18 protein-coding genes are annotated in these 20,937 nt (G+C 45.3%); all 18 read right to left on the bottom strand.

From position 1 onward, the window contains the following. Nucleotides 1–25: 25 nt before the first annotated feature. The gene (locus tag V7Q33_RS07145; RefSeq protein ID WP_331978180.1) at nucleotides 26–2,386 is read right to left on the bottom strand and encodes an ABC transporter permease; all 2,361 of its coding nucleotides are present in this window, start codon (nucleotides 2,384–2,386) and stop codon (nucleotides 26–28) included. 112 nt (nucleotides 2,387–2,498) lie between these two features. After that, on the bottom strand, nucleotides 2,499–6,155 hold the full coding sequence (locus tag V7Q33_RS07140; protein ID WP_333819385.1) for a sensor histidine kinase: 3,657 nt from the start codon (nucleotides 6,153–6,155) through the stop codon (nucleotides 2,499–2,501). Between the two features lie 121 nt (nucleotides 6,156–6,276). Next, nucleotides 6,277–6,654, bottom strand: coding sequence for a DUF983 domain-containing protein (locus tag V7Q33_RS07135; RefSeq protein ID WP_331978176.1), 378 nt, complete (start codon nucleotides 6,652–6,654; stop codon nucleotides 6,277–6,279). Next, a complete protein-coding gene (locus V7Q33_RS07130) occupies nucleotides 6,614–6,868 on the bottom strand; it encodes a hypothetical protein (protein ID WP_331978174.1) in 255 nt (84 codons plus the stop codon). Before V7Q33_RS07130 ends, V7Q33_RS07135 begins: the two co-directional genes overlap by 41 nt. Nucleotides 6,869–6,916: 48 nt before the next feature. Next, entirely contained in the window at nucleotides 6,917–7,453 is a 537-nt protein-coding gene (locus V7Q33_RS07125; protein ID WP_333819384.1) for a DUF420 domain-containing protein, read from the bottom strand. A 7-nt stretch (nucleotides 7,454–7,460) separates the two neighbouring features. After that, complete coding sequence (locus V7Q33_RS07120; protein WP_333819383.1) at nucleotides 7,461–7,949, bottom strand: hypothetical protein; 489 nt, start codon at nucleotides 7,947–7,949, stop codon at nucleotides 7,461–7,463. 110 nt (nucleotides 7,950–8,059) lie between these two features. Then, nucleotides 8,060–8,392, bottom strand: a complete 333-nt coding sequence (locus V7Q33_RS07115) for a cytochrome C oxidase subunit IV family protein (RefSeq protein ID WP_333819382.1) — start codon at nucleotides 8,390–8,392, stop codon at nucleotides 8,060–8,062. A gap of 33 nt (nucleotides 8,393–8,425) precedes the next feature. Further along, nucleotides 8,426–9,172 (bottom strand): cytochrome c oxidase subunit 3, encoded by a 747-nt coding sequence (locus tag V7Q33_RS07110; RefSeq protein ID WP_331978166.1) that lies wholly within the window; start codon nucleotides 9,170–9,172, stop codon nucleotides 8,426–8,428. A 70-nt stretch (nucleotides 9,173–9,242) separates the two neighbouring features. Continuing rightward, nucleotides 9,243–9,827 (bottom strand): cytochrome c oxidase subunit 3, encoded by a 585-nt coding sequence (locus tag V7Q33_RS07105; RefSeq protein WP_331978164.1) that lies wholly within the window; start codon nucleotides 9,825–9,827, stop codon nucleotides 9,243–9,245. Between the two features lie 26 nt (nucleotides 9,828–9,853). Next, nucleotides 9,854–10,750, bottom strand: coding sequence for a heme o synthase (gene cyoE / locus V7Q33_RS07100; protein ID WP_331978162.1), 897 nt, complete (start codon nucleotides 10,748–10,750; stop codon nucleotides 9,854–9,856). Further along, complete coding sequence (locus V7Q33_RS07095; RefSeq protein ID WP_331978160.1) at nucleotides 10,750–11,760, bottom strand: COX15/CtaA family protein; 1,011 nt, start codon at nucleotides 11,758–11,760, stop codon at nucleotides 10,750–10,752. The genes cyoE and V7Q33_RS07095 overlap by 1 nt, the downstream gene beginning before the upstream one ends. A gap of 88 nt (nucleotides 11,761–11,848) precedes the next feature. Further along, a complete protein-coding gene (locus V7Q33_RS07090) occupies nucleotides 11,849–13,738 on the bottom strand; it encodes a cytochrome c oxidase subunit I (RefSeq protein ID WP_333819381.1) in 1,890 nt (629 codons plus the stop codon). A 34-nt stretch (nucleotides 13,739–13,772) separates the two neighbouring features. Beyond that, nucleotides 13,773–14,840 carry a cytochrome c oxidase subunit II gene (locus V7Q33_RS07085; RefSeq protein WP_333819380.1) on the bottom strand — a complete coding sequence of 356 codons (1,068 nt, stop codon included), beginning with the start codon at nucleotides 14,838–14,840 and terminating at the stop codon, nucleotides 13,773–13,775. Between the two features lie 15 nt (nucleotides 14,841–14,855). Further along, the gene (locus tag V7Q33_RS07080) at nucleotides 14,856–16,250 is read right to left on the bottom strand and encodes a quinol:cytochrome C oxidoreductase (protein ID WP_331978155.1); all 1,395 of its coding nucleotides are present in this window, start codon (nucleotides 16,248–16,250) and stop codon (nucleotides 14,856–14,858) included. 76 nt (nucleotides 16,251–16,326) lie between these two features. Continuing rightward, complete coding sequence (locus tag V7Q33_RS07075; RefSeq protein ID WP_331978153.1) at nucleotides 16,327–17,004, bottom strand: c-type cytochrome; 678 nt, start codon at nucleotides 17,002–17,004, stop codon at nucleotides 16,327–16,329. Beyond that, nucleotides 16,997–17,527, bottom strand: a complete 531-nt coding sequence (locus V7Q33_RS07070; RefSeq protein ID WP_331978151.1) for a DUF3341 domain-containing protein — start codon at nucleotides 17,525–17,527, stop codon at nucleotides 16,997–16,999. The genes V7Q33_RS07075 and V7Q33_RS07070 overlap by 8 nt, the downstream gene beginning before the upstream one ends. Nucleotides 17,528–17,544: 17 nt before the next feature. Continuing rightward, nucleotides 17,545–18,951: an NrfD/PsrC family molybdoenzyme membrane anchor subunit gene (nrfD, locus tag V7Q33_RS07065; protein WP_331978149.1), complete on the bottom strand. Its 1,407-nt coding sequence runs from the start codon at nucleotides 18,949–18,951 to the stop codon at nucleotides 17,545–17,547. A 100-nt stretch (nucleotides 18,952–19,051) separates the two neighbouring features. Further along, nucleotides 19,052–20,937 (bottom strand): 4Fe-4S dicluster domain-containing protein (locus V7Q33_RS07060; RefSeq protein WP_333819379.1); only part of this gene is annotated, 1,886 nt, incomplete at its 5' end.

The raw sequence follows: 20,937 nt of genomic DNA, 5'->3' as shown, positions 1-20,937 counted from the left end.
GGTAGAGATGCCTTTTTATTTTACTCTATTCGTAGCGCAGACTTTTTATCGGGTTGGTAGCTGCTACTTTTATCGAGTGATAGGAGATCGTGATCATCGAGATGGCCAGACAGACCAACGTAGCAGCAATGAGCGTGATGTATCCTACCTCTACGTGATAGGCATACGCCTGCAGCCACTTATCCATAAAGTACCATCCGAGCGGGCAACCTATACAGGCAGCAATCAATACCAGCATGGTAAACTCGCGACTCATGAGTTGTACCAGCCCCGGCACAGTAGCACCCATCGCCTTGCGGATGCCGAGCTCTTTGGTTCTGCGTTCAGCCGAGAATGCAGAAAGACCGAACAATCCCAAACATGATATAAAGATGGAAAGTATCGCCAGCGTATTAAACACTTTTCCACGCTGACCTTCGGCTTTGTAAAACTGTTCCCAGTCCTGGTTGAGGAAACTATATTTGAACGGATAAGCCGGAGCATATTCTTTCCAGAGCTTTTCCACTGAGCGTATCGCAGCTTCTGTTTCGTTAGCCTTCGCGCGTACCAGCAGGCAATTACGCCAGCCAGCGTTTACACGAATTACCAGCGGTTCAATTTCACTATGCAGCGAGCCGAAGTTAAAATTCTTTACTACACCAATGATCTTGCCTTTCTTTTCCCACATGGTGAGATCTTGGCCTGCAGTACCGTTCTTGAACCCGAATTTCGCCGCTGCTTTTTCATTTACTATATAATTATTGGTATCGGTAACGAGGCTGCGATCAAACGGGCGTCCTTCGGCCATTTGCATGCGCATGGTCTGTATAAATTCATAATCAACATCCATGTTCGAAAAGAGAATGCGCTCGTTTTCATCCTTACCTTCCCATTGCAGGTTCGATGTGGAATTGCCGACATCAATCGGTAACTGACTGGATGCTGTTACCGATTCAATGCCCGGCTCGGTCATAAGCCGTGTGCGGAACGTTTCGTACTTCTTGGGTATATCTCCTTCCAGCCACACCGAGAAAAGGTTTGTACGATCAAAACCTATATCGCGATCTTCCATAAAACTCATCTGTCGAAAGACAACCACCGTGCTGATGATTAAGAATATAGAGAAGGTGAATTGCACCACCACCAATCCTTTACGAAATATAGCGGCACGGCTGCCGCTCTTCAATTGTCCTTTGAGTACTTGCACCGGTTTAAATTCCGAGATGAATAATGCCGGATAACTGCCGGCTACAAATGCCGTTGTAATAATGATGGCAATAAAAATGAGCAGTGTTTTGGCATCGAGCAGATTTAAACTGAGCGATTTACCGATGATGTTGTTAAACACTGGTATTAGTAAATATACCAGCAGCATGGCGATGAGTGCCGAAACAAATACAGTTATAAACGACTCGCCCATAAACTGCCGGAATAGCTGACTGGGCACTGCTCCTATTACTTTGCGTAATCCTACTTCTTTGGCACGTTTTGTTGCCTGTGCGGTAGAGAGGTTCATGAAGTTGATACACGCAATTACCAGTACAAACACAGCCACAATAAAGAAGATGCGCACGAACTCGATTCTTCCGCCGGACTGAATACCATTCTCAAATTCATTATACAAATACGCCTCACCAAAAGGTTGAATGAACAGCTCTACATTCGATTCCTTTTCGTGTTCCTTAATCTCTCCTTTCAGTTTCTTGGCAAACGCAGCTGCATCCGTACCTTCGGCAAGCAACAGAAATGTTCGAATGTTGTTATTGCCCCACTGGTCGAGCCAGCTTTTGTTCTCATCAAAAAATGACTGAAACGGCAGTAAATATTGAAACTGTATCGATGAATTTTTACCAATGTCTTTTACTACGCCCGTCACGGTAAAAGCAGTTTGCGTATTGAGTGTGAGAATCTTTCCCATCGGATCGTCATCGCCAAAATAGCGCTTCGCCATCGTCTCGCTGATCACGATGGAATTCTTTTCCTTGAGCGCAGTCTTTACATCGCCTGCTACAAAGGGAAATGAGAACATTTCGATAAAATCCTGGTCGACATAAAAACCCTCATTATAGAATGATTTATCCTGATACTGGAATAATTGCGTCATCTGCCACGTCCATCGCGTAGCCTTCTCGATCTCCGGAAACTTATCTTTAATGAAAGGCGCCATGGGCCCTGGCGTTGACTGGAAAGTATACATCCTGCCATCGGAGTATGTCTGGTTCTCCATAACCCGGTATAACCGGTCACTGTGAGCGTGAAATTTATCCACTCCCAGTTCATCATTCACCCACAAAAAGATGAGCAACGCACTGCCAATACCAAAGGCGAGGCCAAGGATATTAACCGTTGAGAAGAGCTTGTTCCGGAAGATGTTCCGGATGGCGATGAGAAGATAGTTTTTGATCATGCGATAGCGGTTTGATAGAAGACTATGGAAATATGAAAAGGTTGCGTAGCCTAAAAGCATACTGCCCCTTTCAGGAAAGGTTACGGATGCTCAGCTTAAAAAACAAATTCGTCTATTTCGCTGCGCCATCGCGCACCCGCACTTCAATGAAGAACGTAGTGCCTTTACCCGGTTGTGTTTCAAACCAGATGCGCCCCTGCATGTGTTCAATCGCCTGCCGGGCAATGGCAAGACCAAGCCCGGAACCCGACTTTTTGGTAGTAAAGTGTGGAAAGAAAACCCGCTCTGCTACTTCCGGCTCCATGCCTTTGCCTGTATCCTGAAAGGCTATATGGGCAACACCATCTTTTCGTTGAAGCGATATATTCACCACCGCTGCTTCACCGGGACGTGCCGCCTGAAAGGCATTGAGTATAATGTTGGAGAACGTTCTCCCTAAAAGCTGATCATCACCGAGTACATAAAGTTCTTTGAGGTGATGTTTGAGATTGATCTCTCCGCTATGGCTATGCAGATCGACAATACGTTTAAGGAGGCTCACCAGTTCCACCGGTTGAATAACCGGCTCGGGCATTTTGGCAAACGAGCTGAACGAAGATGCTATATCATTCAACGTATCGACTTGTGTGAGTAATGACGATACGGCTTTCGCTGTTTTCTCCTGTACGTTGTTACCCGATTGTATCGTGCGCTCCAATTGCTGCAAGGTGAGCTTCATGGGCGTGAGCGGATTCTTGATCTCATGCGCCACCTGCTGCGCTACTTCGCGCCACGTGCGTTCACGCTGATTCTGCTCCAGCTCTGCTTTACTTTCACCAAGATTATAAAGCATTTGGTTATACTCCTTCACCATGAGCCCAATCTCATCGTCTGACTTCCACACCAGCGGCTGATTGGTTTTGGTAAGGGATGTTCTGCGCAACGATTGGGTAATGAACTCCAGTGGAAAGGTGAGCCACTTCGATACAAAGTAGGCCAGTACTACAAGTGCAATAAAGATGAGCGTGAATATATTCAGGATGTTGGTGAAGATGGTGATCTGCACACTTTCCAGCGAGGCACCCGATCGGAAAAACGGAATGCCTAATATACCCATCGTTTCGCCACTCACGGGCGACTTCAACACGGTATACGCCACGAAATAATTTAGTTTGCCAACCTGCTCGGTGTCAATAAAGAGATATTCACCAGCCTGTATTTTTTTATAGGCGCGCGGGTTGATATAGTCCGAAAGCAATTCATGTTCTTCGATCATCGGCTGGCTGGTAGCGATCAGCACACCACGGGCATTGTATACATTGATATCGAGGTTGTCGAGCTTGGCCAGGTTGTTTATCTGTGCTTCAAAAATACTGGTGATATAATCAGTACCCGATTCAGATACATCGCTTAACCGCCCGGATATCTGTTCGCCGATGGTGCGTGCCTTGCGCAGGTAATCATCGTTGAGCTGATTCTGCGAAGACCGGCCAATCAATTGCAGCGTTACAAAGCTCACAATAATAAGCGGCAGGAAGAACGACAGGTTGAGCAGCAACTGAATGCGTGCACTGAAATATAGTTTATCGCCCCGCACATAGTTCACTACCCCCTGCACAAGTATAAGCGCGAGGATAATCATCAACCCGGTTACCATGAGAAAAGAAAAGCTTGCCAGCCGGAACGTAACCGAATCGCGTTGTGACGATACCACGGCCACTCTCCCACTCTCATCTTCTACTGCAATATGATCGTAGCCATTGAAAACTGTTCCATTGGTGTGAATAGCGATGTCGCCAAATAATCCCGTATCGAAAAGAAGATCGTAGTTAAAATCACCCGCGCTGTATAGAATCCTGTTGTTGGCAAATACGGCATAGCTGAAATCCTGTGCCCGCACAAATTGTTTGAATCGGTTATCGACCAGCAATTCCGGGTATACATTTTCGGGGATGATTTTCTTCAGCGAAAGCTGCAACACTACGTGGCCTGCTATCGTGCCTTGCTTTCGTATGGGTATCCGAACCAGATATTGTTGTGACACATCGCCTGCGGGGTTGTTGATGAAGTATACATTCTCGTATTTCGTGCGATAAGCTTCGCGATCGTAGCGTGCAATCAACTCCGAGAAAGAAGTAGCCGTCAGATCATCCAACGGTTGCCCCGCGGCATTGAATAAAAATATATCTACATCATATTTATTGAAGTATGCCGGAAGAAATACCTGGCGTATCTTCTGCCGGATGGCATCATAACTTAAAAAGATACTGGTTAATCGCTTTTGAATGAATACATCGCGTGATACGTTAGTCGCTGTTTCTGATAACAGGTATTCGCCAAAGTCATCGCGGTCGATCAAAAAGTTACGCGCAAAACGAAACTGGCTTTCAATCTTCTTCTTGTGTGTAAAATATTGAAGTGTATAGGCGCCATTGGCTGCCAGAAAGAACAATGCTACGAACAGATAAGCAAATGTAGCAAAGCCCAATCGCTTTAAACTGCTATACAGGTGCAGCGAGTATATCACCACAAAGTATACAATGGCCATGATTAAAGACGAGATATACTCCTGCCGGGTGATCGCGTTGATCACTACAAACACTGCAATGGCAATCAGAAAAGATATAAGAGCACGCAAGCGGTTACGGTTCACAGCCAGCAAGCGGATGAACGCGTGCATAAACAGAAACGAACATGCTCCGGCAATAACCACCGCAACCAGCGCTGCCATGCGAAGCACATCAACACGTAGTGATTGCGAAATATCGAGCACAATAACCGAGTTATTGGAGAGTGTTTGAATTACCACAAACGGGAACAGCGCAGCGAAAAGTATACATAAACTGCAGAACACGGAAGTCGGCCATGACCATACTTTATGGTGAATGAGCCACAGCGCAACTTTGAAGCGAACATAATTTTTGAAAATATAGAAGCACAGTAACAATACACCAATCTCATTGAGCACAAGATCAACCAGCGATCCATTCAATGTAGAGGAAGCAAAAATCTGTGGATTGAGGAGATCGGAAGACAGAAAATCTGCGGGGAAGTTCAGCTCTATCATCACAATGCGCAGTGCATATAAAAAAACATAAAGCATAACGAAACCCACTTCGAGGTACCTGACTTTTAGCGCGGCCTGATATACTACAATCACCAGCAGTATGATACCAATGGATAGCAACACTACTGCTGCCACGGCACGCTCCGGGAACAACATATCCTGCTGTTGCATACTAACCCGAAACGGGCACGCCTCCTTCACACAAACGGGTATGCCTACCGTGGCGCTTGCCTCCAGTATCGTTACATCGCCGGAAGAAAAAATTCTATCATTCCACTCTGCCTGAAGATAGTTGTTGGTAATGGGATAACGCCTGTATAGCGGGATGATGCCAATGAGTACTTTCTCTCCGGATAAACTCCACTTGCGTGCCAGGTAATCGCTGTTACCAGCCTTTAATAATTTTAATACAAAGGCATCCTGTACCGATGCGTAAGAAGGAACGTATTTGTTATCGCTCCAATAAATAAGCTCACCTTTGTTGTATACAAAGAAAGAATATTCATGCTCGGCCGGTAGTGCGCGGGTGGTGGTATCTGTTTTCAGTTTGTGCATTACATCACCGGCTTCTTCTTCCAGCGCACGCAGCTCGTGGTTAACGCCGTCTGCAAGCTTTACTACATACGCCTGCGGTGAGGGACGCTGATGAGAGTAGAGTGCAGCAAGGAGCCCGGCTACCAGAAAAAATACACACGCAATGATGAGTTTTACCTTCGATTTCAAAATGCTGCAAGCCGATGGTGATCGTTAAAGTTAGTGAACCGTTTTTTGTTTTCACAGTCCAGCTCCTGTTAAAAGCGGGCATGAGCATCACGAATCATTACTTTACGAGCGAAGCCTGGATTTACTCTTGCTTTTGATATTTTATACCTCCGAAAAAGTATAAGAACAGGATCTTCGAGTAACGATAATTGAACGGTATCAGGAAGACCATGAGAGCAATGAATATGCCGATATAGAGCCATTCGGAACGGTTCGGAATAACCAGGTAAAAAAGTATACTCATGGCAATGAGAAAACCTACGGTAATACCATAGCTCACGTACATTGATCCCTGGTAAAATCCAGGCTCGGGCTCAAGCCTCACGTTGCAATGCGGGCAACGTTCGTTCATGATCGCGAACTTCGAGATGTTGGTAACGGGATATTTAAACATCTTGCCCTGCCGGCACCGCGGGCACTTACCCTGCAGCAGTGCTTCCAGATAACTTGTTGCGGGCATCTTTACTTGATTTATACCAGAGATATCCTAATATCATAACAGCCGAATAAGGCAGCACCAGCAAATATAGTATACCGGTGTTGATACCCGCGGCTATACCGGGATTGCCATTTGAGTAGTTATTCTCCAATGTGGATCGGCACATGGCGCATTGCGCCCAACTGTTGCTGAGGCTTGCCAGAAGCGCGATGGTAATTACTGCAATTCTTTTCATACGCACATGTTTAACTTCTATTACTCTGCGGAACTGCTATACCTGATACTATTGATAATACGGACTGATCATCAGGTATACGATCACGCCTGTTACCGCCACATAAAGCCACAGCGGAAATGCAAATTTAGCCAATGCTCTGTGTCGCTCAAAATTGCCAAACCAGGCACGTGAGAACGTAAACAGGACCAGCGGTATAATCACGATAGACAAAAGAATGTGGGTTATCAAAATGAAGAAGTATACATACCGGATAACCCCTTCCCCGCCAAATGGTGTGGAGTCGCTTGTCATGTGGTATAGAACGTACATGACCAGGAACGCAGCCGAGAGCACCATACACGTCTTCATCAACGTTTCATGAAGCTTTCTCTTTTTATTTTTGATCGCTATTACCGCAGCAATCAGCAACACAGCAGTAATACCATTGATGGTGGCATAGATCGGAGGCAAAAATGACAGGTCGTATCCTGGAATTTTTACACCAAACAAAACCGCTACTACTGCCGGTATCAGAATAGAAACGGCGATGATCAGTTTTCTGTAAGGCTCTTTTTGTTGATTGACGTTGAGTGTCTGTTCCATATTTCGATTAGTATTTTTTCAAAATAATAGCTGCTTCGGTAAGCAGTCTGTCGATGTCCTCGCGATCGCTGGCTATGTATTGACCGCGGATGGTTCCTTTCTTATCAACCAGAACGAGGTCAAAAGGTTCCTGCAAAAGGAAAGTACATTTCTTCAGGGAAACAAAGTTGGGTTCAGCTTCGGTGATGATTTTTTGTTGAATGCCGCCCTCCACTTCCTCTGCTATGCGCTTCAGTTGCGTAGTGGCTTCCTTATCGGGTTGCCCAAATACAATTAGTATAAGACTGTCCTGCTTCCATGGAAGTGCCGCCAATACGCTATCCTGCACATGATACGGCAATGTTACCGGTCCGCATCCGCTTTGCATCTCCGGCATTTCATTTACAAAGAGAGGAGCCACTGCAAATTCATTCTTCCCGAAATATTTAAGAAACAGGAAAATGAGAATGGGTAGTAAAAATGCCAGGAAGAGCAGGATTGCTTTAGTACCTTTCATACGCGAAGTGCTAAACTATAGCACTATAAGAATTCATGTTATCTGTCAAATAAAAGAGGCTTAAGTTCGCACCTAAGCCTCTGGTATATCTCTTAAATCTATAGTGTGGATTATCTCACGGCAGATATTGCCATACCTTCATACAGGAAGGCAACAAGCATCCATACTACAAAGATCATGGGTATCAAAATAGACCAGATCAGAACCTTTACTTCGTAACGCAAGTGCATAAACTCACCCACGATATAAGCGGCTTTCACAATCGTCATCGTAATGAATATCCAGACGCGCAGGTCTTTGTATTCGTGTGATATTGTAAATGCTACGATAAACTCGATAACAGTGATTACGAGAAGTATCAACGCAGTCATCCACAGTTTGCGAATTTTTACGTGATCCGGGGGCAATACATTTACGTGTACAGTTTCTTCAGCGTGTGCCATGTTTATTCTATTAACAGTTAGCGTTTATCTTGATTATACGAGGTAGAAGAAAGTGAATACGAATACCCACACCAGATCCACAAAGTGCCAGTACAGACCTACTTTTTCAACCATTTCATAATGACCTCTTCTGTCATATACACCCATTACCGTGTTATAGTATATCAGGAAGTTAAGGCACACACCACTGAATACGTGGAAGCCGTGAAAACCTGTGATAAAGAAGAAGAATGCTGCGAAATCGGGAGGACCATACTGGTTATGCACCAGGTTAGCGCCAAAGAATTTCGTACCTTCTACAACGGCTCTGCCGGCTTCACTTCCGTGAATGAAGTGAGACCACTCCCAAGCCTGGCAGCTCAGGAAACAGATACCACCAAGGATTGTCCAGAGCATCCATTTTTCAACTGCTTTACGATCCATACGATGACCAGCTTCAACTGCTAACACCATGGTAACAGAGCTCATGATGAGAATAAAGGTCATGATACCTACGAATACGAGCGGAGCTTCTACACCATGCAGAAAAGGAACTGCTTCAAATACGCGTTCAGGTATAGGCCAATAATGTTGAGAGAATTTAAAGTCGTGAACAGAACCTACGAACACCGGGTGTGCAGAACGCACTAAACCATAGGTAATAAGGAGTGCTGAGAAGGTAAAAGCATCTGACAGCAAAAAGAACCACATCATCAGTTTACCATAACTGGCACCCATAGGTGATGTTCCGCCATCCCAAGCGCTCCGTCCGGGAGCTGTTGCTACTGAGGTACTTGCCATATTCTAGTTTGAAATTTCAGGTTTAAAGTGTTTCAGGTTCAAGGTTTATATCGACTTGTTCTTTTTCCGATTATTTGTTTAACAGCAGAAAAACGAACAAATATAGCCAAAGAAGATCCAAAAAATGCCAATAGGTGGCACACATTTCTATTTGTGTCATGTTTTGGGAATCAACTTTCAGGCGAAACGCAGATACCAGCACAATGATGAGAAATATAACTCCACTGATCAAGTGTACAGCATGTGCGCCGCTTAAAACATATACAAATGAATGTGATACTGGACCACCGGTAAAATGCTCTTTCATCTCTACCATCTGGTTGTAGGCCATGAACTGACCAACCACAAAAGCAATCCCGAGAATAGTTGTAATGCTCAGGGCTACTTTCAACTGCTCCTGATTATTCTTGCGCGCTGCACGCACAGCCCATATCATGGTTCCACTGCTGAACATAATGATTGCTGTGTTTACCCAAAACAGGTCAGGCACTACAATCTCAGACCATCCCATGTCGCCACGCTTCACTATGTATGCGCTGGTCCATGCTCCAAAGAGCATGATCACCGTAGCAATAAAAAGCCACAAACCGAATTTCTTCGGATTCATTGCCAGCGGCTTCTTTGCCTCTTCCACTATTTTAATATCCAATGCCATACTGTCTTTCTCCTTTCCTCACGTCATCAAACTTTATCTAACAGGTAAGCGATCTGTACGATCGGTAAATACAGGAACGACCCAAACATAATTTTCAGTGCTGCTTTTCTATCGCCTGACTTCATCAGAGAGAAGGTCTGCGCGAAGAATAATACACCACAGATCGTTGCTACAATGGCTGAGTTCACACCGGTGATGCCGAATGTGGCCGGCAGCATACCCAACGGTATCAGACACATCGTATAGATCATGATCTGTATTGCTGTGTTCAGATCTTTCTCTCCACTTGACGGCAGCAATTTAAAACCTGCTTTTTTATAGTCTTCATCCGCTACCCAGGCTATCGCCCAGAAGTGTGGAAACTGCCAGATGAACTGTATTCCAAAAATTATTAATGCTTCATGTGATATAGCGCCTGTAGCAGCTGTCCAGCCCAATAGCGGAGGGAGTGCACCTGGTATAGCACCTACAAATACAGCAATAGGCCCTACCCTTTTCAGCGGTGTGTATACGAAGCTGTACAAAAGCATCGACACTACGGAAAGTGCTACAGTAAGCGGATTGGTATACATGAATAGAAGCCCGACACCACTTATAAAGCAAAGTGCAGAAACCATAATGGCTTCATTTATTGATACGCGCTCTGTCGGTAATGGACGCGACATCGTACGCGTCATCAGTTTATCAATATCTTTTTCGATGATCTGGTTTACGATAACAGAAGATCCTGACAAAAGGAAACCTCCTATAAATACCATGGTAAGTGTAAACCAGTTAACGTGCGCTGAAGCCAATGTAAAGCCAAAAGCACAGGAGAATGCCACCAGAAATGAAAGCCTGAACTTCAATAGCTCCCAATAAGCTTTCGCCTTTGCTCCTGCTATTGCAATGCCCGTTAGTTGATTTGTTTGTTCGGCTACCATCAGTTTAACGCTACAGATTCTTCTTTACGATTTAATTTCAGCAGAAGCATAAACTGCATGCCAAAGGTTGCTGTGGCAAACAGCAAATGCACCGGCTGAAGGTAGGGCGGAACAGCGAAGTAAGCCATGCCAGCACCCGTTAAAATGGTGCCCAAAATTAGCACGATTAGGGTAAGGAGGAAAACTTTTGAGCCTTCAGTTTTACGCAAATTCAGGATTAATCCCACATGCAATATCAACACAATCCAGGAGAATGACCGATGCAATATAAATTCGATTCCAAGGTTAGATACCCACGCTTCGCGCGATGCCCAGACTGCTACCCGATCGATTGCTTCACGCACTTGTGTGCCGAGTAAAGTCTGTACCAGCAATACAGCCATGCACACCAGTAACCACCAGAAACCAATAACGGAGTTGATCATCGTAACATAGCTGCTTCTGTGAATGAGATATACCAGTAAAGCTACAATGAACAGTGCCAGGAACATGTGCACCGTAATCGTCCACGGTGTGAGGTTGGTTGACACTACAAACGAACCGATCCATCCCTGGAAACCTACCAACAGAAATGCGACCAGTGCTATAACCGTTAACCTTGTCTCCATCTTCCAGAAACGTATAGAAGATACAAATACAGCGAAGATCAAAAAGCCGATGATTACGCCTACAATCCTGTTGAAGTATTCGATCCAGGTTTTCGTAGGATTAAAATCATTTTCCTGCAATACGGATGGATCATTCAACAGTTTCTGTGCTGTATCCTCCATCCCTAAAGCATTCAGATATTTTGCGAACCTGACATTCTTCTTCTCACGATAGGAAGCGTATATGTCTTTATAGTTGTCCGGCAGATCATCTATTGTTTTTGGAGGAACCCAACTGCCAAAACACTTCGGCCAATCAGGGCATCCCATGCCTGACCCGGTACTGCGTACAATCCCTCCTACCAGGATCAGCACATATACCGCTACGAGTGTCGCTATTGTAAGTCTACGAAAGGACCGCATGGGATATAAAGTTTAAGGTTTCAGATTCCAGGTCCTTCTTGCTTAACGCAACAGAACCTGGAACCTGAAACCTTGAACTAATTTTAAATTAGTGTTTGTTACCTTCTATTACAATCGCGCCTTCGCCATTCGATGTTTCAAGCTTGATAAGCTCATTCTCGTGTGGCAGGTTTGATTCAGGTGTTTCAGAGAATGGAATATGCTGCGGGATGTAATCCTCTTTCGCACCAGGCTTGCTATAATCATAAGGCCAACGATATACCGAAGGAATCTCTCCTACCCAGTTACCGTGACCGGGATTGCGTGGTGTAGTCCACTCCAATGTGTTAGAGTGCCAAGGGTTAGCCGGAGCCAAGCGACCGCGCCAAATGCTATAGAAGAAGTTGAACAGGAAGATAAACTGAGCTGCCAGTGTGATGATCGCTGCGATCGAAACAAGCATGTTCAGATCAGCAAATCCACTGAATGTCTCGAAGTTCGTCCATGAATAATATCTTCTGGGGAAACCAGCGATACCGATATAGTGCATCGGGAAGAACACCATGTATACTCCGACAAATGTGATCCAGAAGTGAACCTGTCCTAATGTCGAGTTCATCATACGACCGAACATTTTCGGGAACCAGTGATATATACCGGCCAGCATACCGAAGAATGATGCACTACCCATTACCAAGTGGAAGTGAGCTACTACAAAGTATGTATCGTGCAATTGAATATCGATAGCAGAGTTACCCAGGAATATACCAGTGATACCACCTGTCAAAAAGAATGATACAAGACCGATTGAGAACAACATCGCTGGCGTAAACACAATGTTACCTTTCCAGAGTGTTGTTACATAGTTGAATATTTTCACTGCAGAAGGAACAGCAATGATCAATGTCAACAGCATGAAGATTGATCCCAGGAACGGGTTCATACCGGTTACGAACATGTGGTGCGCCCATACGATGAATGAGAGAATCGCGATGAATAACATAGAACCAATCATGGCTTTGTAACCAAAGATAGGCTTACGTGAGTTGGTCGCTATAATCTCTGATGACAAACCGAGTGCAGGCAACAATACAATGTATACTTCTGGGTGACCGAGGAACCAGAACAAGTGCTGGAACAGGATCGGGCTACCACCATCGTGTGCCAACGCCTCACCACCAATGTATATATCCGACAGGTAGAAGCTTGTACCGAAGCTACGATCAAAGATCAGCAACAAGGCCGCTGCAAACAATACAGGGAACGAAAGTATACCGATAATCGCAGTAAAGAAGAATGCCCAGATGGTAAGTGGCATGCGCGTAAACGACATACCGCGTGTGCGCATATTAATAACCGTTGTGACATAGTTAATACCTCCCAACAATGAGCTTACAATGAATAGTGCCATCGCAACAAGCCACAGCGTCATACCTGTGCCTGAACCTTTAATGGCCTGCGGCAACGCGCTCAGTGGAGGATAGATAGTCCAACCACCACCAGCAGGGCCTGTTTCCAGAAACAACGACACAAACATTACTACACTTGACAGAAAGAAGAACCAGTATGAAAGCATGTTCATGAAACCGGATGCCATATCGCGTGCACCAATTTGCAAAGGAATGAGGAAGTTAGAGAATGTACCGCTCAAACCAGCTGTCAATACAAAGAACACCATGATTGTTCCGTGCATTGTTACCAGTGCCAGATAAAACTCAGGATCGAGCTTTCCTTCCTGTGTAATCCAACCGCCCAGTACAGGTTTCAACCACTCCAGGTTCATGTTCGGAAAACCGAGTTGCAGACGGAAGATCACAGAAAGTGTTCCTCCGAGAAGCGCCCAGAATATACCGGTGATCAGGAATTGCTTTGCAATGATCTTGTGATCCTGGCTGAAAATATACGTGGTCCAAAAGTTACCTTCATGATGCTCATCGTGCTCGTGGCCGTGATCATCGTGATGTACGTTTTGATGAATGTGAATATCGGTCGTTGCCATGTCTTGATAATTCTTAGATTCGAAAAAACTCCTCTTATTCTTTCACTGCTGCTACGTTGGCACCAGGATCTTTCTGCAAACCTGCTTTGATCATTGCAGCTTCTTTCAATTGAGCCGGTACATTTTTCAGGTAGTCAGGGTTCTGTTTCAACCAAGCTTCCTGCGAAGCCTTCCAGCGATCATAAGACTCTCTGTCTTCAACAATCACCGGCATTCTCATCGAGAAGTGACCTTTACCGCATATCTCTGTACAAGCAAGTTCGTAGTTGAAATTCGGGTTACCGGTTTCCGTTCTCATCTCTTCAGTAGTCTTGGTTGCCTTGAATTTAAATTGTGTAGGCATACCTGGCACGGCATCCATCTTCACACGGAAGTGCGGAAGGAATACACTGTGCAATACATCTTTTGCTCTGATCTTCAACAGGATCTCTTCGTCTACCGGGAAGTGAAGCTCCAGCGATTTGAAATCATCGAATGAATTTTTATCAGTCAGATCAAGACCGAATTCATTCACCGCATCGATCAATTTATAATTTACTTTTCCAAGCTGGTTGTCCTTGGAAGGATAGCGTGCAGTCCATGCGAATTGCTGTGCCACAAGTTCAATCACCTCAGCTTCTTTTGAAGCAGGTGCAGTAATCTCATTCCATGTGCGCAGACCTGTGAAGATCAGTACAGCTAATACAATGGCAGGGATAATCGTCCAGGTCAATTCGAGGTAGTGATTATCCGGGAAGAATTTAGCTCTTCTCCCTTCCTGATAGCGATACTGATAGATGAACACGAACATTACGATACTGATAATCACAAAGGCTACTACTGTAACGCCCATCGTAATCCAGAACAATGTATCTGTCTTTTTGCCGTGCTCAGAAGCGATCGGCAATGTATACTGGTCAAAGTATGTGAATGAATACCAGAAAAATCCAGCTAACCCCAACACCAGGAAAAGGATGAAAAGTGTACCGTGAATGCCGTTGTTGGCACCTACATAACCTTCTTTCTTTCCTTTCGCAATACTTACCAGGGTGCTGATCCGGAAGATCAGAAACAGGATCCCAAGGACCAGAACAACACCTAGAAAAATAATCAAACTCATCATAGCGTTTTCAATATATTAAATGTGGTGATGAAGACTTTCTTGTAACATAGGATCGTTCTTTCCGAACAGTGGCATCTTCGCAAGACCACTCAGTACGACCAGCAGATACGCTGCAGCAAAAATCAATGCCACACCGATTTCCATAAATCCAACTACTCCGTCTTGTTTCATTACACCAGGAGTTACCATGTTGAAGAAATCAAACCAGTGACCGATGATAATGATGGGACAAACAAGTTTCAATGTTGAAATCTGACGCTTGGCATCCCTTGTCATAAATAACAGGAATGGAAGAACAAAGTTCGCGATCAGGTTGAAGTAGAAGATCCAGCTGTAAGGACCTGTTTTCATACGCTCAACGAAGTATACAGTTTCTTCAGGAATGTTTGCATAGTAGATCAACAGGAATTGACCAAACCAGATATAAGTCCAGAAGATAGAAAATGCGAAGCAGAACTTACCGAGATCGTGCAGGTGGTTTGCGTTAACAACTTTCAGATAACCTGCAGACTTGAGGTGTGCTACGATCAATGTAATGGTAGCAAGACCTGTTACCCACCAGCTGGCAAATACATACCAGCCAAACATGGTTGAAAACCAGTGGGTATCGATACTCATGACCCAATCCCAGGCAGATACCGAAGAGCTTACACCAAATATGATCAGGAAGAGCGTAGCGGTAACGCGATTTTTATACCAGTAAGCATTGGTTGGCTCCAGATCTTCAGCAAGCATGTTCTTTCTGATCTGCACGAAGAAATAGTACCACAGACCAAAGAAAATTACCATACGGGCAATGTAGAAGAGCGGGAATGTACCGCCTGCCAAAGGCCAAAAGAAGAAAGGAGCTTTCTTGTTGATGATCTTATCGAATTGCGGACCACCGGCCTGATAGAGATAATCGTGTGTCCAGTGGAAAATATCGTGGCTTGTGATGAACCAAAGTACCAGCATCAATATGCCGGCAAATGGTATCCAACTGCCCATTGCCAGGGGAATGCGCTTCACCCCTACTGACCAACCAGCTTGCGCAGCATACTGAATGGCAACAAAGAATAAACCGATGATGCCCAGACCTGTGAAGAAAATATTGTTCATCCAGAGCGTGCTGTATAATCTTCTTAACCAGGTAGGTTTTTCATGATGCTCAGCTCCGGCAGCAGCATGTTCGTGACCTTCTGAAGCCGCACCATGCTGATCAGCCGATGCTACCAGCTTGCCTGCTTCTGTCACTGCCGCATGACCATGTCCTGCCGCACCGTGCTCTTCATGATGACCACTGTCATTCATGGCTAACACAAGCCCCAGGAGGAACACTACAATCCCTACTGCAAGCAGTATGAACAGCTTCTTTCTGGTCTCCGGTTTAAATACATATTGTTCTTCAGCAACTTCTACGTGATGAGCCATTTCCGTTCCGTTATTCGTTTGTCTTATTTGTTATCCGTTTAAGCTTCTGTCGCCTGCTCTTCAGCAAGAGACTAACCTATTTTTGTAGTGTCTTTACGTACTTCGCTATTTTCCAGCGATCTTCAGGGCTGATCTGAGAACCATGTGCCCACATCAAACCTTTACCATGTGTAATCACGTGGAAGATATGTCCTTCTGTGATGTTCTTCAATGCATCTGATCTGTAGTCAGGAACACCATTATAGTTTCCTTTCTGCACACCATCGATCTTTACACCAGCTGCTACTTTACCATCGCCGGCTCCTTTTGGACCATGGCAATGATCGCAATATGTTTCGTACAACACTTTACCTGCTGCTACGATCTCTGCGGTAGAGTCTAGCGGATTTTTCATATGTGCGGCTGCATACGCGAGGCTGTCTTTACCGAGGCGATAAGGAAGCCATCCGTTCTTGTTACGGCTTACTGTGTTGGGAGCCGGTTCGCGCATGTTCATCCGGTTAGGATTGAACTTGTTGGAGTTGAAATATTCTGCGTGGCCGTCCGGATAATCGATGGAAGTTACCCAACGTCCTGCATCTTCATCCACGATTTGAGTATAGGGTTCATAGGCTACAGAGTGATACATATTCGGTGCATACTCAGTACCCTGATCTTCACCACCCGCACCGCATGATGTTAGCAGCGCTGCTGCCGAAAGTCCCACGAACAAGCTTGTTACAAAACGCATGGTCAATATTCTATGATTATTCAAAATTCTTTTCGTTTACTTCAGACGCTCCTGCACTCTTCAGAATGCGGGTGATCTCTTCTTTGCTTTTTCCTGCATTCAATGCCAGGTCGATCGCCATTACGTGCTTATCGTCTGTACTGCGCACATCGAATTGGCGTGGCCATCTGTAAGGTTTCAGATCGCTCACGATCATGAAGGTTGCTACCATACCCAGTGCCGACAATAGTACGGTTAGCTCGAACGTTACCGGAATGAAAGGCGGCAGAGATGCAAAGTTCTTACCACCAATGATCATCGGCCAGTCATACCCAAGCATCCATATCTGCATGGTAAGTGCCAGCGTTGTACCGGTGAGACCGAACAGGAAAGCCGCTCTTGGCAGACGTGATCTCTTCAATCCCAGGGCATCGTCAATACCGTGTACCGGGAATGGTGAAAACACATCATGAATTTTAAGACCATTTGAGCGTACCTGGCTGATGCCGTCAAGCAGCACCTCCTCGTTATCAAATACGCCTACTACAAAGTTTTTATCTGCATCCATTTCTTCAAAAGTCTTAATTAAGCGTGAACTTCTTCATTTACATGTGTACTGTGCGACACTTTCTCAGAATCTGATCGTACAATGCTTTTCACTTCTGCCATGTTGATTACCGGGAAGAACTTCGCAAACAGAAGGAATGCCGTGAAGAACAGGCCGAAGGTGAATATGTACTCTCCGATATCATACATAGTCGGGTGGAACATAGTCCAGCTTGACGGAAGGTAATCACGGTGCAGTGATGTTACGATGATCACGAAGCGCTCGAACCACATACCGATATTCACAACGATCGAAAGTACGAATGTTGCCACGATGCTGGTTCTGATCTTCTTGATCCAGAAAAGTTGAGGAGAGATCACGTTACAAGTCATCATGGACCAGTAAGACCATGCATACGGACCTTGAACGCGATTATAGAAAGCATATCCTTCGTATTCTACTCCTGAGTACCAGGAGATAAACAACTCGGTGATATACGCGATACCAACAATTGAACCTGTTACGATGATGATGATGTTCATCAATTCGATGTGGTAAATTGTGATATAATCTTCCAGTTTAAATACGTTACGAGTGATCAGCAATAGCGTCAACACCATGGCGAATCCAGAGAAAATCGCACCGGCAACGAAGTATGGAGGGAAGATCGTTGTATGCCATCCAGGAATAACCGATGTAGCAAAGTCCATGGATACGATCGTGTGAACGGACAATACAAGCGGTGTGGAAAGACCTGCAAGGATCAAGGCCACAGCTTCGTAGCGCATCCAGGTTTTGGCGCCACCCTGCCAGCCGAAGCTCAATGCATTATATACTTGTGCTCTGATGTTTTTTCCCTGCACTACAGCGCGGTCGCGGATGGTAGCAAAATCAGGAATCAAACCGATATACCAGAACACTAATGATACGGTGAAGTATGTAGAGATCGCAAACACGTCCCACAACAGAGGTGAGTTGAAGTTTGCCCAAAGTGATCCGAATGCGTTAGGCAGCGGAAGTGCCCAGTAAAACCCGAGCCACAGACGGCCCATGTGGATCAACGGGAAAGTAGCGGCACAAATAACGGCGAAGATTGTCATCGCTTCTGCTGCGCGGTTAATAGACATTCTCCATTTCTGGCGGAATAACAGAAGGATCGCAGAGATCAAGGTACCCGCGTGACCGATACCAACCCACCATACAAAGTTGGTGATGTCCCATGCCCAACCTACTGTTTTATTGAGTCCCCACATTCCGATACCGTTCCACAGTACAGTACAAACACAGTAAAATCCGTAGACGAAGAGTACCAGTGAAACAGCCAGTGCCAACCACCATGATCTTGGCGGTTTGTTCTCTACGTGCCGGCTGATATCGTGCGAAACATCTTTTACCGTTTTACCTCCGGTTACCAGGGGATCGCGAACTGATGACGTAACTTGCATTTATTTTAAAAAGTTATCCGTTATTCGTTATAAGTTATTCGTGTGTGAGTGTGTGGCTTTGCTCAGTATTCTTCAATTAAATGAAGCGCTTATACCGGGCCTACGCTTTTGCTGCATCTTTATTTCTAACCTTCGTGAGGTACCAGATGTTAGGTTTCACGCCGATCTCTTCCAACACCTGATAAGCGCGAGGGTTCTCTGCAATCTTATCAATACGATGAGGTCTTGTTTCATCGAGAGGCTTAATGCGGAGGAGTTGTGAAATCTTGCTCTCAGGATTGTTAATATCACCGAACACAATAGCACCGGTAGAGCAGGCAGCAGCACAAGCTGTTGTTACTTCTCCATCTTTCACTGGTCTTCTCTCCTTCTTCGCGTTGAGTTTACCAGCCTGGATACGCTGCACGCAGAATGAACATTTTTCCATTACACCGCGTGAGCGAACGGTTACATCCGGGTTGAGCACCATCTTGCCAAGATCAGTGTTCATGGCCGGGTTCGCAGACTCAAACTTGCTGTTGTCGTGGTATTTAAACCAGTTGAAACGTCTTACTTTATAAGGACAGTTGTTTGCGCAGTAACGTGTACCGATACAACGGTTATAAGTCATTTGATTGAGACCTTCTGTGCTGTGTGTCGTTGCTGCTACCGGACATACTGTTTCGCAAGGTGCGTTGTTACAGTGTTGGCACAGCATCGGCTGGAATACAACCTCTGGGTTTTCAGAAGCCACTTCAACACCTCTCCAATCATCAGCCGGAGCATCGCTGCTATAGTAGCGGTCGATACGCAACCAGTGCATTTCCCTGCGGTTGATCACTTCTTCGCGACCTACCAACGCTACGTTGTTCTCTACGTTACATGCCACCACGCAAGCCGCACAACCTGTACAAGTGTTCAGGTCAATAGACATTGCCCAGTGGTGATTATTATACTCGTGGCCCTTCCACAATGAAAGTTCACCAGGAGCAACTTTATGATCCGGTGAGGTCCAGGTAGCAACCTTTGGATGAAACTCACGATCCCAATTCTTGTTTTTGTACTCAGTCAGTAATGTTTCCTGCACTACTGTTTCGCGGCCCATGTACGTATTGTGGGTCTGTGTCTGGGCGATCTGATACGTTTCTTTTGTAGGCTCGAATTTCACAGTAGCTGAATAGCTCAGTGAACCATTCACCATTCCTATAAAAGGATATATATTTTGTCCTATACCATCGGCAGCCTTTCCAGCTTTTGTACGACCGTATCCTACTGGTATACCAATGGTACCCGGAGTTTGGCCGGGTTGTACCAGCATCGGAAGTTTTACACTCTTACCATCGATGGATATAGTAGCATATTTTGTAACGCTTTCAGAGAAGTCGATGTCTTTAGCATCTTTCGGAGCTACTGTTACATAGTGATCCCAGGTTGCTTTTGTGATCGGATCCGGAAGCTCTTGCAGCAGCGGGTTATTCGCCTGTGTGCCATTACCGATGTTACCACTTTCATAGATCACCAGTTCCCATGCACCTGCTTTGTAGTTGCTTGCAATAGCATCCGCAGCGGCACTTACGTTGCCCGCGAATGTTGCTGCAGCGGCAGCGGCTGTTGCAGGCTGTTCATACACACCATCGTACAGGCACTTATCCCAGAAGCTCTGGAAGTCTACAGACTGATCTTTATAGAACCAGTTCTTCCAGTTGTTCTTTACAAATTCAAAGTAATCTGCTTTTGGTTCATTCGCCCATACCAGGAGGCTTTCCTGTGCCTGACGTGATTTGAAAATCGGCGTAATGGCAGGCTGACCAAGGCTGAAGAAATTTTTCTTAGGCTCGGCATCATTCCATGCTTCGAGGAAGTGATGGTCCGGAGCAAGATAGTGTGTCAGCGTTCCGGTTTCATCCTCTTTATAGCTGGTAGCAACTGAAAGCTCTACATTCTTCAATGCGGCAGCAATCTTGTCGCCAGCAGGATAGTCGTATACAGGGTTGCTGTTATAGAAGA

The organism is Ohtaekwangia sp. (assembly GCF_036786105.1).
Taxonomy (GTDB): domain Bacteria; phylum Bacteroidota; class Bacteroidia; order Cytophagales; family Cyclobacteriaceae; genus Ohtaekwangia.
The sequence above is the reverse complement of the archived record's forward strand: the minus strand, read 5'-3'. Positions and strand labels throughout refer to the sequence as shown.

Bases quoted from the DNA above. Each gene is read 5' to 3' on its own strand.
- V7Q33_RS07145 (WP_331978180.1), bottom strand. From the start codon at position 2,386: ATGATCAAAAACTATCTTCTCATCGCCATCCGGAACATCTTCCGGAAC.
- V7Q33_RS07135 (WP_331978176.1), bottom strand. From the start codon at position 6,654: ATGCCCGCAACAAGTTATCTGGAAGCACTGCTGCAGGGTAAGTGCCCG.
- V7Q33_RS07130 (WP_331978174.1), bottom strand. From the start codon at position 6,868: ATGAAAAGAATTGCAGTAATTACCATCGCGCTTCTGGCAAGCCTCAGC.
- V7Q33_RS07125 (WP_333819384.1), bottom strand. From the start codon at position 7,453: ATGGAACAGACACTCAACGTCAATCAACAAAAAGAGCCTTACAGAAAA.
- V7Q33_RS07120 (WP_333819383.1), bottom strand. From the start codon at position 7,949: ATGAAAGGTACTAAAGCAATCCTGCTCTTCCTGGCATTTTTACTACCC.
- V7Q33_RS07115 (WP_333819382.1), bottom strand. From the start codon at position 8,392: ATGGCACACGCTGAAGAAACTGTACACGTAAATGTATTGCCCCCGGAT.
- V7Q33_RS07110 (WP_331978166.1), bottom strand. From the start codon at position 9,172: ATGGCAAGTACCTCAGTAGCAACAGCTCCCGGACGGAGCGCTTGGGAT.
- V7Q33_RS07105 (WP_331978164.1), bottom strand. From the start codon at position 9,827: ATGGCATTGGATATTAAAATAGTGGAAGAGGCAAAGAAGCCGCTGGCA.
- cyoE (WP_331978162.1), bottom strand. From the start codon at position 10,750: ATGGTAGCCGAACAAACAAATCAACTAACGGGCATTGCAATAGCAGGA.
- V7Q33_RS07095 (WP_331978160.1), bottom strand. From the start codon at position 11,760: ATGCGGTCCTTTCGTAGACTTACAATAGCGACACTCGTAGCGGTATAT.
- V7Q33_RS07090 (WP_333819381.1), bottom strand. From the start codon at position 13,738: ATGGCAACGACCGATATTCACATTCATCAAAACGTACATCACGATGAT.
- V7Q33_RS07085 (WP_333819380.1), bottom strand. From the start codon at position 14,840: ATGATGAGTTTGATTATTTTTCTAGGTGTTGTTCTGGTCCTTGGGATC.
- V7Q33_RS07080 (WP_331978155.1), bottom strand. From the start codon at position 16,250: ATGGCTCATCACGTAGAAGTTGCTGAAGAACAATATGTATTTAAACCG.
- V7Q33_RS07070 (WP_331978151.1), bottom strand. From the start codon at position 17,527: ATGGATGCAGATAAAAACTTTGTAGTAGGCGTATTTGATAACGAGGAG.
- nrfD (WP_331978149.1), bottom strand. From the start codon at position 18,951: ATGCAAGTTACGTCATCAGTTCGCGATCCCCTGGTAACCGGAGGTAAA.